14 protein-coding genes are annotated in these 14,047 nt (G+C 57.8%); 5 read left to right on the plus strand and 9 right to left on the minus strand.

All coding sequences use genetic code 11. The features are described from left to right. Nucleotides 1–15 precede the first annotated feature (15 nt). Nucleotides 16–822 carry a dienelactone hydrolase family protein gene (locus NWV12_RS21040; RefSeq protein WP_023333795.1) on the plus strand — a complete coding sequence of 269 codons (807 nt, stop codon included), beginning with the start codon at nucleotides 16–18 and terminating at the stop codon, nucleotides 820–822. Between the two features lie 46 nt (nucleotides 823–868). Here NWV12_RS21040 and metE read toward each other — a convergent pair whose 3' ends face one another. Further along, entirely contained in the window at nucleotides 869–3,130 is a 2,262-nt protein-coding gene (metE, locus tag NWV12_RS21045) for a 5-methyltetrahydropteroyltriglutamate--homocysteine S-methyltransferase (protein ID WP_048980569.1), read from the minus strand. Nucleotides 3,131–3,245: 115 nt separating this feature from the next. Between metE and metR the strand changes: the two genes are divergently transcribed. Continuing rightward, entirely contained in the window at nucleotides 3,246–4,199 is a 954-nt protein-coding gene (gene metR / locus NWV12_RS21050; RefSeq protein ID WP_023309616.1) for an HTH-type transcriptional regulator MetR, read from the plus strand. Here the strand turns inward: metR and NWV12_RS21055 are convergent. The 3 genes from NWV12_RS21055 to pldB form a co-directional block, all read right to left on the minus strand. Continuing rightward, complete coding sequence (locus NWV12_RS21055) at nucleotides 4,087–4,986, minus strand: carboxylate/amino acid/amine transporter (RefSeq protein WP_048980567.1); 900 nt, start codon at nucleotides 4,984–4,986, stop codon at nucleotides 4,087–4,089. The two genes, metR and NWV12_RS21055, sit on opposite strands and share 113 nt — an antisense overlap. Before the next feature lie 82 nt (nucleotides 4,987–5,068). Next, the gene (gene yigL / locus NWV12_RS21060; RefSeq protein WP_029741831.1) at nucleotides 5,069–5,869 is read right to left on the minus strand and encodes a sugar/pyridoxal phosphate phosphatase YigL; all 801 of its coding nucleotides are present in this window, start codon (nucleotides 5,867–5,869) and stop codon (nucleotides 5,069–5,071) included. A 31-nt stretch (nucleotides 5,870–5,900) separates the two neighbouring features. Next, the gene (gene pldB, locus NWV12_RS21065) at nucleotides 5,901–6,893 is read right to left on the minus strand and encodes a lysophospholipase L2 (RefSeq protein WP_033146896.1); all 993 of its coding nucleotides are present in this window, start codon (nucleotides 6,891–6,893) and stop codon (nucleotides 5,901–5,903) included. A 110-nt stretch (nucleotides 6,894–7,003) separates the two neighbouring features. Between pldB and rhtB the strand changes: the two genes are divergently transcribed. Then, nucleotides 7,004–7,624, plus strand: coding sequence for a homoserine/homoserine lactone efflux protein (rhtB, locus tag NWV12_RS21070; protein WP_008501533.1), 621 nt, complete (start codon nucleotides 7,004–7,006; stop codon nucleotides 7,622–7,624). On the opposite strand, the gene rhtC is transcribed toward rhtB, so the two are convergent. From rhtC to pldA, 3 genes are all read right to left on the minus strand, one after another. Next, nucleotides 7,621–8,241, minus strand: a complete 621-nt coding sequence (gene rhtC, locus NWV12_RS21075; RefSeq protein ID WP_048980565.1) for a threonine export protein RhtC — start codon at nucleotides 8,239–8,241, stop codon at nucleotides 7,621–7,623. The genes rhtB and rhtC overlap by 4 nt on opposite strands. A gap of 61 nt (nucleotides 8,242–8,302) precedes the next feature. Then, nucleotides 8,303–10,132: an ATP-dependent DNA helicase RecQ gene (recQ, locus tag NWV12_RS21080; RefSeq protein WP_048980564.1), complete on the minus strand. Its 1,830-nt coding sequence runs from the start codon at nucleotides 10,130–10,132 to the stop codon at nucleotides 8,303–8,305. Nucleotides 10,133–10,222: 90 nt separating this feature from the next. Beyond that, nucleotides 10,223–11,092 (minus strand): phospholipase A, encoded by an 870-nt coding sequence (gene pldA / locus NWV12_RS21085; RefSeq protein ID WP_023333803.1) that lies wholly within the window; start codon nucleotides 11,090–11,092, stop codon nucleotides 10,223–10,225. Nucleotides 11,093–11,255: 163 nt separating this feature from the next. Between pldA and yigI the strand changes: the two genes are divergently transcribed. Next, nucleotides 11,256–11,723 carry an acyl-CoA thioesterase YigI gene (gene yigI / locus NWV12_RS21090; protein WP_048980561.1) on the plus strand — a complete coding sequence of 156 codons (468 nt, stop codon included), beginning with the start codon at nucleotides 11,256–11,258 and terminating at the stop codon, nucleotides 11,721–11,723. 51 nt (nucleotides 11,724–11,774) lie between these two features. After that, nucleotides 11,775–12,671: an EamA family transporter RarD gene (gene rarD / locus NWV12_RS21095; RefSeq protein ID WP_023309622.1), complete on the plus strand. Its 897-nt coding sequence runs from the start codon at nucleotides 11,775–11,777 to the stop codon at nucleotides 12,669–12,671. A 77-nt stretch (nucleotides 12,672–12,748) separates the two neighbouring features. Here rarD and corA read toward each other — a convergent pair whose 3' ends face one another. After that, nucleotides 12,749–13,699 (minus strand): magnesium/cobalt transporter CorA, encoded by a 951-nt coding sequence (gene corA / locus NWV12_RS21100; protein WP_008501540.1) that lies wholly within the window; start codon nucleotides 13,697–13,699, stop codon nucleotides 12,749–12,751. Between the two features lie 151 nt (nucleotides 13,700–13,850). Next, nucleotides 13,851–13,907: a YsgD/CorL family protein gene (ysgD, locus tag NWV12_RS21105; RefSeq protein ID WP_212743980.1), complete on the minus strand. Its 57-nt coding sequence runs from the start codon at nucleotides 13,905–13,907 to the stop codon at nucleotides 13,851–13,853. Nucleotides 13,908–14,047: the final 140 nt, after the last annotated feature.

A 14,047-nucleotide genomic window follows, 5' to 3' on the forward strand; every position in this document is an offset into this window, starting at 1 on the left:
GGTACGGAGAATGCCATGACTGAAAAAACCGGTTTTGCACCTGCTGCGGCCCCACATGCTTCAACCATCGTGTCGACGCCAGAAGCGGCAATTACCGCGGGCGAGACCTCCATTCCCTCGCAGGGGGAGAATATGCCTGCTTATCACGCACGGCCAAAATCGGCAGACGGTCCGCTGCCCATCGTGATTGTGATTCAGGAGATATTTGGTGTTCACGAACACATTCGCGACCTCTGCCGCCGACTGGCGCTGGAAGGGTATCTGGCCGTTGCGCCAGAGCTCTACTTCCGTCAGGGCGATCCGAACGACTACAGCGATATTCCAACACTGCTCAGCAACCTGGTCAGTAAAGTCCCGGACGCGCAGGTGCTGGCCGATCTCGACCACGTCGCCAGCTGGGCGGCGCGCAACGGCGGCGATCCGCATCGTCTTCTGGTCACCGGTTTCTGCTGGGGTGGACGCATTAGCTGGCTGTATGCCGCGCATAACCCGCAGCTCAAAGCCGCTGTCGCCTGGTACGGCAAACTGGTGGGTGAGAAAACGCTGAATTCACCGAAACATCCCGTCGATATCGCCACGGAGCTAAACGCCCCCGTGTTAGGGCTTTACGGCGGTCAGGACACCGGTATTTCGCTGGATTCGGTAGAGACCATGCGCCATGCGCTCCGTGCGGCCAATGCGAAGGCGGAGATCGTGGTGTATCCGGATGCCGGGCACGCGTTTAACGCCGATTATCGTCCGAGCTATCACGCAGAATCAGCCAAAGATGGCTGGCAGAGAATGCTGGCGTGGTTTAGCCAGTACGGCGGTAAGAAAGCGTAATAAAAAAAGCCCGGTGGCGGCTATGCCTTACCGGGCCTACGCATCATCAAGCCTGACGCAGGTTCTGCGCCGCCTTCACCATGTTCGCCAGCGCCGCGCGCGTCTCCGGCCAGCCGCGGGTTTTCAGTCCGCAGTCCGGGTTCACCCACAGGCGCTCTGCCGGAATGCGCTGGGCCGCTTTTTTCAGCAGGGCTTCAATCCACTCCACGCTCGGCACGTTCGGGGAGTGAATGTCGTACACGCCCGGCCCGATTTCATTCGGGTAGTCGAACTCTTCAAACGACTCCAGCAGCTCCATGTCTGAACGCGAGGTCTCGATGGTGATCACATCGGCATCCAGCGCGGCAATCGAATCCATGATGTCGTTGAATTCGCAGTAACACATGTGGGTGTGGATCTGGGTGTCGTCCTTCGCCACCGCGGCGTTGATGCGGAACGCCTCCACGCCCCACTGCAGGTAGGCATCCCAGTCGCTGCGGCGCAGCGGCAAGCCTTCGCGCAGGGCCGGTTCGTCAATCTGAATAATGCCAATGCCTGCCGCTTCCAGATCCGCCACCTCATCACGCAGCGCCAGGGCGATCTGTTTGGCGATGGTTTCACGAGTCACGTCTTCACGCGGGAACGACCAGCAGAGAATGGTCACCGGACCGGTGAGCATCCCTTTTACCGGCTTGTCGGTCAGGGACTGGGCATACTTCGCCCACTCCACGGTGATCGCTTCCGGGCGGCTGACGTCACCGATAACCACCGGCGGCTTCACGCAGCGGGAGCCGTAGCTCTGCACCCAGCCGTTCTGGGTAAAGACGAAGCCGTCCAGGTGCTCCCCAAAATATTCCACCATGTCGTTACGCTCGGCCTCGCCGTGCACCAGCACGTCCAGCCCCAGGCGTTCCTGCTCGATAATCGCCTGCTTGATGTGTTCGGCGATGCCGGTGCGGTAGTGATTCGCATCCAGATTGCCCTTCTTAAAGTCCAGACGCAGGCCGCGGATCTCCGTAGTCTGCGGGAAAGAGCCAATTGTGGTGGTCGGCCACGCGGGCAGATTAAAGCGGGCGCGCTGCGCTTCGGCGCGCACCTCGTAAGGGCTCTGCCGCTGGCTGTCCCGGGCGGTGATGGCCGCCAGGCGTTTTTCCACCGCCGGGTTATGCACGCGCGCCGAGTGACGACGTGCCTGGATCGGGGCGCTCCATTCGGTAATCGCCGCCGTTTCGCCGCTGTTCAGCGCGTCGCGCAGCAGCGTCAGCTCTTCACATTTTTGCAGGGCGAAGGCAAACCAGCTTTTCACCTCGGCATCCAGACGGGTCTCTACGTTCAGATCGATCGGGCTGTGCAGCAGCGAACAGGACGAGGCCACCCACAGCTCACGTTTGCCGACGATGTCTTTGATTTGTGCGTATTTCTCGGTGAGATCGGCGCGCCAGACGTTACGTCCGTTGATCAGACCAGCAGAGAGCAGCCAGTCCGCTGGCAAACGCTTGTGCAGCTCCGCCACATCATCTTTACCGTGTACGAGGTCAACGTGCAGGCCCTGGACCGGCAGCGCGGTAATGGTCTTCAGGTTCGGCGTCACGCCTTCAAAATAGGTCGTCAGCAGGAGTTTTACCTGACCGGTGAGCGCGTCATACGCCGGTTTGAAGGCATCCAGCCATGCCTGCGGCAGCTCAAGCACCAGCGCCGGTTCGTCGATTTGCACCCACTGAATGCCGCGTTTGCCCAGCTCACTCAATACCTGTTTGTAGACCGGCAGAATATCTTTCAGCAGGCTGAGTCGGTCAAACGGCTCGCCCTTTACTTTGCCCAGCCACAGGTACGTTACCGGCCCGAGCAGCACCGGCTTCACCTGGTGGCCCAGCGCCAGCGCTTCATCCACTTCGTCCAGAAGCTGCGTCCAGGCCAGCCTGAACTGCTGACCTTTGACGAATTCCGGCACCATATAGTGATAGTTGGTGTTAAACCACTTGGTCATTTCCGCCGCTGCCGCTGGCTCCCCCGTCGGCGCGCGGCCACGTCCGATGCGGAACAGGGTATCGATATCTACCGATCCATCTTTGTTCTGATGACGAGCCGGCACGTTGCCAAGCAGCAGGCTGGTCGTCAGAACATGGTCGTACCAGGCGAAATCGCCCACCGGCAGCAGGTCAATGCCCGCCTGTTTTTGATGATCCCAGTGGCGGGCGCGCAGCTCGTGTCCTACCGCCAGCAGTTCTTCGCGGGTGGCATTACCCGCCCAGTAGCTTTCTTGTGCTTTTTTCAGCTCGCGACGCAGGCCGACGCGAGGGAAACCGAGAGTGTGATTACGGATTGTCATGGTGTGCCCCTTGTGAAATTCGTTATTTAGACGTCCAGATGTTTACACTTCTATAATTGGCAGGTACTGTATATTCCTCAAGCGCAATATGTTCATGGCGAAGTGAAGGACTTTCATGATCGAGATTAAACACCTGAAAACGCTACAAGCGTTGCGGAACTGCGGTTCGCTCGCGGCGGCTGCGGCCACGCTGCACCAGACCCAGTCCGCCCTTTCTCACCAGTTCAGCGATCTGGAACAACGCCTCGGCTTCCGTCTTTTTGTGCGTAAGAGCCAGCCCCTGCGTTTTACGCCGCAGGGTGAAATTCTTCTTCAGCTGGCGAATCAGGTACTGCCGCAAATCGCCAGCGCGCTGCAGGCGTGTAACGAACCGCAGCAGACCAAGCTGCGTATCGCCATTGAGTGCCACAGCTGTATTCAGTGGCTGACCCCCGCGCTTGAGAACTTCCGTCAGAAGTGGCCGCAGGTGGAGATGGACTTCAAATCCGGCGTGACCTTTGACCCGCAGCCGTCGCTGCAGCAGGGCGAGCTGGATCTGGTCATGACCTCTGACATCCTGCCGCGCAGCGGCCTGCACTATTCGCCGATGTTTGATTATGAAGTGCGCCTGGTGCTGGCGCCGGACCACCCGCTGGCCGCCAAAACGCGCATCACGCCGGAAGACCTGGCGACAGAGACGCTGCTGATTTATCCGGTGCAGCGCAGCCGCCTGGATATCTGGCGCCACTTCCTGCAGCCGGCAGGCATTAGCCCGCAGCTGAAAAGCGTGGATAACACCCTGCTGCTGATTCAGATGGTGGCGGCCAGAATGGGTATCGCGGCGCTGCCGCACTGGGTGGTGGAGAGTTTTGAACGCCAGGGTCTGGTGCAGACCAAAACCTTGGGTGAAGGATTGTGGAGCCGACTGTACGCCGCCGTGCGCGATGGCGAGCAGCGTCAGCCGATTACGGAGGCGTTTATTCGCTCAGCGCGGAACCACGCGTGCGACCATCTTCCGTTTGTGCGGAGCGCGGAGCGACCCATCGGCGATGGACCCACAGCGAAGCCAGGATCACCGCTCCCCCAATAATAAAGCTCGGCCAGTGCGGCTGTTGCTGCCAGATGGCGAGGTTGACCAGCAGCCCTGCCGGAACATGCACGTTGTTCATGATCCCCAGCGTACCGGCGTCTACCTGCGTAGCGCCGTAGTTCCACATGAAGTACCCCAGCCCTGACGCCACTACGCCCAGCCAGACCAGAACGCCCCACTGCACGGCGGTGGTCGGCAGCTTTTGCGGATTACCGAGCATAAACCACGCCGCTACCGCGACAATCGCGGCGCCCATATAGAACCAGGCAAACGCGTTGTGCTGCGGCATCGGTCGGGTTTCCATCAGACGTTTGTAGCCCACCATGCCGATGGCGAAGCTGATGTTGGCGAGCTGGACGAACATCAGCCCGGTCCAGAAGTGATCGCTGACTTTGTCATAGCGAATAATCGCCGCGCCGATCACCGCCAGCGCCGCGCTCAGCAGGTATCCCCAGCGCAGACGGCGTCTGCTGAGCAGGTCGTAAATCAGCGTGATATAGAGCGGCGTCAGCACGGTAAAGAGCAGGAATTCGGAGACGGACAGGTAGATGTAGGCCCGGAAGCTGAAAAGATACATGATGCCGAGCTGCATCGCTCCCACCAGCATATACAGCACAATCGTTTTCAGCGATTGCCCGCGCGCGCGCAGAAACGGCAGGAACACCAGCGCCGCCAGCCCCACGCGCATCAGCACCGAGAAGTAGCTGTCGACCGAACCGGCAAGATATTCGCCAATCAGGCTAAAGGAGAAGGCCCACAGAATGGTGGTGATAATGAGTAGCGCCACAATGCTTGTCTCTCAGAAAGAAGGAGAGGCATTGTAGCGAACTCTTTAGTTGACAACTGAGCAATAAACAACCGAATGAAGATTATTCAAGGAACAGTTTGCGCAGATACTTCGGTACCGCGTTGTCAGCGTTAGAACCAATAACTTCCAGCTCAGGATGCAGATCCTTCAGACGCTGGTGCGCGTTCTGCATGATGCAGCCCTTGCCCGCCATCGAAAGCATCTCGGCGTCATTCATGCCGTCACCGAAGGCGATACAGTCTTTCAGCCCGAAGCCCAGACGTTTCGCAACCGCTTCCAGCGCGTGACCTTTAGAGACGCCGCCCGCCATCACTTCCAGACAGGTCAGGGTTGAGAAGCTTACGTTGACGCGATCGCCCCAGCGGGCGTTGATCGCCTGTTCCAGCGGGAGCAGCTCTTCGTGGCTGTCACAGGTGAAGAACACCTTGCTGATCCCTTCCGGCTCCAGCAGGCCCGGTTCGTAGAGGGAGTAGTTGAATACCGCTTCCTTGAAGAAACGCATTTCATCCGGGCGGTGGCGGTTCATGAACCAGTCGTCGTCGCGGTAAACGTTAGTGACGATAGCCGGGTTGTTATGCACCACGCCGAACAGATCGGCGGCGATATCGCGATCCAGGTTGTGGGTAAAGATCAGGTTGCCGTCGGTATCATGCACGCGCGCACCGTTGGAGGTGATCATGTACGATTTGATCTCAAGATTATCGCGGATCTGCCCCACGTCCACGTGGTGGCGGCCGGTGGCGAACACAAAGTTCACGCCACGTGCAGTCAGGAGTTTTAAGGTCTCTTTCGCGTAAGGCGACAGGGTGTGGTCGGGGGAAAGCAGCGTGCCATCTAAATCAGATGCAACAACCTGGTACATAGGGATTTCAACCTCTGGTGGAAAACAAGAATCAATTATGCCTGTTGAAAAATTCAACAATGGCGTTAAGCGCGACTGAGCGCATAGCGTCCTTTTCAAAAAGGATCTCATGGAACGCGCCGTTAATGACCAGCGGTTTACCCCCTTCACAAGGGTGACCGGCTGCAGCGCGCAGTTCACAATAGCGGTCATGCATGCGGTTATCCACCACACGCTCTTCTTCCGCCTGGATCAGAAGCGTCGGCGTGTCATCATCGCCTACGCCCGCCAGCACCTGCTCACCGGCCAGAATCCCCTCCCGCACCCAGTGCCAGGTCGGGCCGCCGACGCGCAAGCGCGGTTCATCGGCATAAAAGCGCAGGTTGCGGCGATAACGCTGCCGGCTGTGGGTTAAGACGTTGATGGCGAACGGCAGCGCGCGCCAGCGTCCTGTGCCAATGGCATAACCTTCACGAATGCGCTGATGGCCCTCAGCCCAGTCAAGAAGATGGCGCACCATCCAGTCAGGAAAACGGATCACGATACCGTACATCGGCGCGGTGAGCGCAATGGCGTCGCACTGGTGCGCGTAACGCTGCAAAAACAGCGTCGAAATGGCGCCGCCCATGGAGTGCGCAAGAATATACCGCTTGCGCCAGGGGCCGGGCTGAACGTCCTGCTGCCAGAACGCGGCAAAATCGTCGACGTAATCGCTGAAGCGATCGACGTGCCCACGGTGCGTGTCCGGCAGCATACGTCCGGACAGCCCCTGTCCACGATGGTCGATGATCAGGACATCGAACCCCATATGGACCAGGTCATAGGCCAGCTCGGCATATTTAACGTAGCTTTCAATACGCCCAGGGCAGACCACTATCACCCGGTCATTTTTTTCATTTCGGAAACGAACGAAACGCACCGGGACGCCCCCGATGCCCGTAAACTCATCTTCCTCACGCTGCCGCCAGAAATCGGTCAGCGGCCCCATAGAGAAAGCAGCAAAAGCGTTTTCTCGTGTTTCCCAGTCCTTTTTCTGCTGAAACATTGGGTTTCCACTCACGTAATCCAGGGAATATCGTTTTTTTCGTCACCGGTCACAAAATGACTCAATAATAGCGTATTGTGGCATAAAAATAGACGGTTCGGGAGTTTCAAATGACCTTCGAATGGTGGTTCGCCTACCTGCTGACATCCATTATCCTCAGCCTTTCTCCGGGTTCGGGTGCTATTAACACCATGACCACCTCCATCAACCACGGCTACCGCGGTGCGGCAGCGTCGATTGCCGGTTTGCAGACCGGGCTGGGCATTCATATTGTGCTGGTCGGGATCGGTCTGGGGACCCTGTTCTCCCGCTCCGTGCTGGCCTTTGAGGTGCTGAAATGGGCCGGGGCAGCGTATCTGATTTGGCTCGGCATCCAGCAGTGGCGCGCGGCAGGCTCCATCAACCTGAATACGCTGGCTCAGACGCAAAACCGCGGCCATCTGTTTAAGCGTGCGGTGTTCGTCAACCTGACCAACCCGAAGAGCATCGTTTTCCTCGCCGCGCTGTTCCCGCAGTTTATCGTTCCGCATCAGCCGCAGGTGATGCAGTACGTGGTGCTGGGCGCGACCACCATTATCGTCGACATCATCGTGATGATTGGTTACGCGACGCTGGCGCAGCGAATTGCGGCATGGATTAAAGGGCCTAAGCAGATGAAGGCCCTGAATAAAGTCTTTGGTTCGCTGTTTATGCTGGTTGGCGCGCTGCTTGCGTCAGCGCGTCATGCTTAGCGAGAAATGATGAGATGAATGCCGAAGCCGGCGAACAGCGCGCCGGCGAAGCCGTCAATCCACTTCGCGATACGCTGGTAGCCGCGGCGCATTGCCGGTAAGGCGAACAGGCTGGCTACGATGGTAAACCAGGCAAAGGTTTCAACGACGATCAGCAGGAAGATGCCCCAGCGTGCGCCCGCGCCGACGCTATCGCCGACAAACAGCGAGAACACCGAGCCGAAATAGATAATCGCTTTTGGGTTCGCCAGATTGGTCAGCAGCCCTTTTACAAAGCTGCGACCGCCCGTAGCCAGCTCGACCTTCGGCTCTTGCGGTTTTTTCTCTTCGTTCTTCAGCGCCCCGCGCAGCATCTGGTAGCCCATCCAGCACAGGTACAGCCCGCCGCCGACCATAATGATGTTATGCAGCCAGGCCATCTTCGCCAGGATAAGGTTCAGACCGAGCAGCGCAACGGCCGCCCAGACCATAACGCCCATGGTGATACCGAGCACGCCCATCATCGCCTCTTTGCGGGAGCGGCTGACGGCCGTTTGTGATACGAAGAAAAAGTCCGGACCGGGGCTCATCAGCGCAACGATGTGCACTAACGCCACGGTGAGAAATAGCATTAACATAATTAGCTCGCGGGGAAATAATTTAGTGAGTCATCATCCTGGCACTTTTTCGCCCGGCTGACTACTCCTCATCATCACCGTCGGCGTGAGAGCGGATGAGCGCCATAAACTCTTTACCGAAGCGCTCCAGCTTGCGCGTTCCCACGCCGTTGACGCTGAGCATCTCGCTGGCGCTGAGCGGCATCTGCTCGGCCATCTCGATCAGCGTCGCGTCGTTGAACACCACGTAAGGCGGGATGTTTTCTTCGTCGGCGATGGCCTTACGCAGCTTGCGCAGTTTGGCAAACAGCTTGCGGTCGTAGTTGCCGCCGTAGGATTTCTGCATCACGCGTGGCTTCAGGGCGATGACGCGCGGCACGGCGAGCTTGAGTTCAACGTCACCGCGCAGGACCGGACGCGCCGCCTCAGTCAGCTGCAGGGCGGAGTGCTGGGCAATGTTCTGCGTGGCGAAGCCGAGGTGGATCAGCTGGCGAATGATACTCACCCAGTGTTCGTGGCTCTGCTCCTTGCCAATACCGTAGACGGGCAGCTTGTCGTGGCCCATATCGCGGATACGCTGGTTATTGGCCCCGCGCAGCACCTCCACCACGTAGCCCATCCCGAAGCGTTGATTCACACGGTAAATGGTCGAGAGCGCTTTACGCGCGTCCATCAGACCATCGTACTGCTTCGGCGGATCGAGACAGATATCGCAGTTGCCGCACGGCTCCTGGCGCCCTTCACCAAAGTAGTTGAGCAGAACCAGACGACGGCAGGTTTGCGCTTCGGCAAACGCGCCCATCGCGTTGAGCTTGTGGCGCTCGATATCCTGCAGCTGTCCCTGCGGCTTCTCTTCCAGACAGCGGCGCAGCCACGCCATATCGGCCGGATCGTAAAACAGCATCGCTTCCGCAGGCAGACCGTCACGCCCGGCGCGGCCGGTTTCCTGATAGTAGGATTCGATATTGCGCGGGATGTCGAAGTGCACCACAAAGCGCACGTTGGGCTTGTTGATCCCCATCCCAAACGCCACCGTTGCGACCACGATCTGCAGGTCATCGCGCTGGAATTTCTCCTGCACGTCGGCGCGGATGTGGTTCTCTAATCCGGCGTGATAGGCGGCGGCGCTAAAGCCGCGGTTTTGCAGGCGCGCGGCGGTGTCTTCCACCTTCGCACGGCTGTTACAGTAGATGATGCCGGACTTGCCGCGCTGCTCCTGGACGTAGCGCAGGAGCTGATCCAGCGGCTTGAATTTTTCCATCAGCATATAGCGGATGTTAGGGCGGTCGAAGCTGCTGACCTGAATATAGGGGTCGTTCAGCCCGAGCAGACGAACGATGTCCAGACGGGTGGTGTCATCCGCCGTGGCGGTAAGCGCCATAAACGGCAGCTCGGAGAAGCGCTGACGCAGCTGGCCGAGGGCCGCGTATTCCGGGCGGAAATCGTGTCCCCACTGGGAAATACAGTGCGCTTCATCCACCGCCAGCAGGACCGGATTCCAGTGCGCCAGGTGGTCGAGGAAGTTATCCAGCATCAGGCGTTCCGGCGCGATATACAGCAGGCGGATCTGCCCGGTACGACAACCGGCCATCACCTCTTGCTGCTGCTCCCGGGTTTGGGTCGAGTTGAGACAGGCCGCCGCCACGCCGTTGGCGAGCAGCTGGTCAACCTGGTCTTTCATCAGAGAAATAAGGGGGGATACCACGACCGTCAGGCCGTTAAGCACCAGCGCGGGCACCTGATAACAAAGGGACTTGCCGCCACCGGTCGGCATCACCACCAGGCAATCACGACCTTCCAGCACCGTTTCAATGATGGTTTCCTGGCCGGGGCGGAACTGCTGGTAGCCAAAGGTTTCATGCAAAACCTGTTTAGCCAGCGACTCCTGATTCAATACTTCCGCCTGCGCCACGTTAACCCCATATGCCAGAAATGAAACAGGCGCTATTTTCAGCGCCTGAGAGAGAAACTTCAACGTTTAACGCAAAAACATTCGAACAGCCTAGAGAATATCGTTCAGCATCACGCCCACGCCGACGCGGGTCTGGTTGAAGTTGTAATCGATAAGCGACTCGCCGTAACCGCTGTACACCTGCGTATAGATACGGACATGCTTCGTCATTGGATAGCTTAAGCCCACTTCCGCACCGCCGTAGCCGGTGTTCCAGTTGTACTGGCCTTTGGCGCTGAGCACGGCATCACCCAACTGATAGCCGACTTTGAGCTGGTAGTAGCCCATATATTTGGTGATATCCGGGTTGTCATCGGTTTCGCCCACCACATACCACGGCTTCACTTCCACCATCCAGTTACCGTTCTGCGCCATCAGACGCGTATAGGCACGGTTCCAGCTGCGCGAGGTAGGGTCAGAGCGACCGTTGGAATCGTGGTTAAAGCCCACTTCGACGTCACGCAGCGTCCAGCCCGCAAACTCATAATCCGTTGCAAAACCGAGGAACAGCTGCGGCTCATAGTTGGTTTCACGGAACGGCGAGGACTCTCCGCTGTTAGACAGCTGCCACCAGGATTTCTGCGTGTAAGACGCCCCGAGCACCGAGTTCGGCCCCAGAATACCGCGCCAGAACGGGAACGCGAGGCTGAGCTGGAACTTCACCTCATCTTTACGCGCATTATCAGACCAGTTATAGGAGCTTATCGCCTCTTTGTTGAGATCGCTGGTCTGGGTATAAATCACATAGTTGGTGTCATACGGATAGAGCGTGAACGGATTGTCATGCTCCTGAAGAAGGTTCGCGATAATACTACCGTGAACGGCAGGTTTATCATGCACCTCTTTGATCGTCGCTTCCTGCGCATATGCTGTGAGGGGCAGCGCAACCGCCGCCAGTAACCAGGCCAGATACGTCCGCATCGGTGGTGTTCTCCTGCAAAAGAGTAAAATTAGCTGAATAGTTATGTGGCGAACATTCTACAGACTTCTGCGACAACTGCTGCATCCTCGTTTCTGAAAGTGGAATTCCTTGTTGCCGAGGCATAAAATCAACATTTCGTTAACAATAAGGATGTGATGCCTCATGTCAGCCATGCTTACCGCCGAAGAAGTGTTAAAACTCGTGGGCGAGATTTTTGTTTACCATATGCCGTTTAACCGCGCGCTGGGACTGGAGCTGGAGCGTTACGAGAAAGATTTTGCCCAGCTGAGCTTCAACAACCAGCCGATGATGGTGGGTAACTGGGCGCAAAGTATTTTGCACGGCGGCGTGATTGCCGCCGCGCTGGACGTGGCGGCAGGTCTGGTCTGCGTGGGCAGCACGCTGACCCGCCATGACACCATCAACGAAGACGAACTCCGCCAGCGTCTGGCGCGCATGGGCACCATTGATTTGCGCGTCGACTATCTTCGCCCGGGGCGCGGAAATCGCTTTACCTGTACCAGCAGCCTGCTGCGCGCGGGAAATAAAGTTGCCGTGGCGCGCGTTGAATTACACAACGAAGAGCAGGTATATATCGCCAGCGCAACCGCCACTTATATGGTGGGTTGAGGCGGCAAAATCGGGTAAAATTAATTCACTTTTTTGTAACGGATTTTCCCGATGGATGCTAAACAGACGCGGCAGGGCGTTTTACTCGCCCTTGCCGCTTATTTTATTTGGGGTATCGCCCCGGCGTATTTCAAGCTTATCGCCTACGTTCCGGCCGATGAGATCCTGACTCACCGCGTTATCTGGTCATTCTTCTTTATGATTGCGCTGATGAGCCTCAGCCGTCAGTGGTCGGGCGTCAAAACGCTGCTGCAAACCCCGAAAAAGATTTTCCTGCTGGCGCTCTCCGCGGTGCTGATTGGCGGCAACTGGCTGCTGTTTATCTGGGCGGTGAATAATCATCACATGCTCGAAGCGAGCCTGGGGTACTTCATTAACCCGCTGGTGAATATCGTGCTGGGGATGATTTTCCTCGGTGAGCGCTTCCGCCGGATGCAGTGGGTGGCGGTGATTCTGGCCTTCTGCGGCGTACTGGTGCAGCTCTGGACCTTCGGCTCGCTGCCGATTATTGCCCTCGGCCTGGCGTTCAGCTTTGCGTTCTACGGCCTGGTGCGTAAGAAGATTGCGGTGGAAGCGCAGACGGGGATGCTGTTTGAAACCCTGTGGCTGCTGCCCGTGGCGGCGATTTATCTCTTCGGCATCGCCGACAGCGCCACCAGTCATATGGGCAGCAACCCGTGGTCGCTGAACCTGATGCTGATGGCGGCGGGCGTGGTGACCACCATTCCACTGCTGTGCTTCACCGGTGCCGCGACGCGTCTGCGTCTCTCCACGCTGGGCTTCTTCCAGTACATTGGCCCGACGCTGATGTTCCTGCTGGCAGTGGTGTTCTACGGCGAAGTGCCGGGGGCGGATAAGATGGTGACGTTCGCCTTTATCTGGGTGGCGCTGGCGATTTTCGTCGCCGATGCGATTTATACCCAGCGCAGGGTGCGCAAAGGGCTGTGATGTTGCCCTACCCCTCTCCCACAGGGAGAGGGAATTCGATCGTAGGGCGGGTAAGCGCAGCGCCACCCGCCAGATTTTTACAGCCAGTTACGACGCTTAAAGTACAGATACGGCGCCAGCCCCGCGAGGATCATAAAGATTATCGCCCCCGGGTAACCAAAGCTCCACTTCAGCTCCGGCATAAACTCAAAGTTCATCCCGTAGCTGGACGCCACCAGCGTCGGCGGCAGGAACACCACGGACACCACCGAGAAGATCTTGATGATGCGGTTCTGCTCGATGTTGATAAAGCCCATCGCCGCCTGCATCAGGAAGTTCACCTTCTGGAACAGAGATTCGTTGTGCGGCAGCAGGGATTCGATATCTCGTAAGATCTCCCGCGCCTGCTCCAGCTGACCGCCCGGCAGACGCGCCTTGCGCACCAGGAAGTTCAGCGCGCGCTGGGTATCCATCAGACACAAACGCACCTTCCAGCCGATATCTTCCAGTTCCGCCAGCGTGGAGAGCGCTTCGTCGTACTCATCGCCCTGATGGCCTTCCATGATCACGCGGCTCAGCTTTTCCAGATCGCTGTAGATGTTTTCAATTTCGTCCGCCAGCTGTTCAATTTTGGTCTCGAACAGATCGAGCAGCAGCTCGTAAGCGTTACCGTCCACCATTGCCTGGCTGCGGGCGCGCATGCGGTAGAGACGGAATGCCGGCAGCTCGCGCTCGCGCAGAGTAAACAGACGGCCGTCGCGAATGGTAAACGCCACGGTGGAGTTACCCGCGTGGTCTTCCGCATCTTCAAAGAAGAAGAAGGAGTGAATATGCAGACCGTCTTCGTCTTCAAAAAAACGCGCGGATGCTTCGATGTCTTCCAGTTCCGGGCGGGTTGCCAGGCTTTGCCCCAGTTCAGATTGTACGCGAAGGCGTTCATCGTCGTCCGGCTCGACCAGATCCACCCATACGGCATCAATGAGGGGCTGTGACTCTTCGGCTTCAAGCCGAGTCAGTCGGTTATTTTCGAGTTGAAATGCGCTCAACATGACCGGGACTCCCAATGCAAAAAATATCGGACAGTTCGGTGGGCACACAGAAACAAATTGGGTTTCAGACCATTAAACAGCCTGACTCAGCGCGACGGGAATAATGCAGGTCGCTGACAACCACTAAGGCCATCAGCAAGAGGAGATAGCCTTAGGAGTTGTTCCTGGATGACAGGGAATTGAGCCAGTATCTACTGGGTGTGTCCAAGGCGAATGTCCTCTTAGCGTAATCGTGCGCGCATGTTACGCCAGCTATAACTATGGCGTCAACACGCAACGGAACGCTGAAGGGCATTAATTGACCTTCGCTGTATAAGGCTAGCAGATTATTACAAAATAATGATATTT

It is taken from the genome of Enterobacter sp. Crenshaw (genome assembly GCF_024734705.1).
Lineage (GTDB): Bacteria > Pseudomonadota > Gammaproteobacteria > Enterobacterales > Enterobacteriaceae > Enterobacter > Enterobacter asburiae_B.

What these genes read in the sequence shown, in the direction of transcription:
- pldB (WP_033146896.1), bottom strand. Translation starts at nt 6,893, where the DNA reads ATGTTTCAGCAGAAAAAGGACTGGGAAACACGAGAAAACGCTTTTGCT.
- rhtC (WP_048980565.1), bottom strand. Translation starts at nt 8,241, where the DNA reads ATGTTAATGCTATTTCTCACCGTGGCGTTAGTGCACATCGTTGCGCTG.
- rarD (WP_023309622.1), top strand. Translation starts at nt 11,775, where the DNA reads ATGGATGCTAAACAGACGCGGCAGGGCGTTTTACTCGCCCTTGCCGCT.
- corA (WP_008501540.1), bottom strand. Translation starts at nt 13,699, where the DNA reads ATGTTGAGCGCATTTCAACTCGAAAATAACCGACTGACTCGGCTTGAA.
- NWV12_RS21040 (WP_023333795.1), top strand. Translation starts at nt 16, where the DNA reads ATGACTGAAAAAACCGGTTTTGCACCTGCTGCGGCCCCACATGCTTCA.
- yigL (WP_029741831.1), bottom strand. Translation starts at nt 5,869, where the DNA reads ATGTACCAGGTTGTTGCATCTGATTTAGATGGCACGCTGCTTTCCCCC.
- rhtB (WP_008501533.1), top strand. Translation starts at nt 7,004, where the DNA reads ATGACCTTCGAATGGTGGTTCGCCTACCTGCTGACATCCATTATCCTC.
- pldA (WP_023333803.1), bottom strand. Translation starts at nt 11,092, where the DNA reads ATGCGGACGTATCTGGCCTGGTTACTGGCGGCGGTTGCGCTGCCCCTC.
- metE (WP_048980569.1), bottom strand. Translation starts at nt 3,130, where the DNA reads ATGACAATCCGTAATCACACTCTCGGTTTCCCTCGCGTCGGCCTGCGT.
- yigI (WP_048980561.1), top strand. Translation starts at nt 11,256, where the DNA reads ATGTCAGCCATGCTTACCGCCGAAGAAGTGTTAAAACTCGTGGGCGAG.
- metR (WP_023309616.1), top strand. Translation starts at nt 3,246, where the DNA reads ATGATCGAGATTAAACACCTGAAAACGCTACAAGCGTTGCGGAACTGC.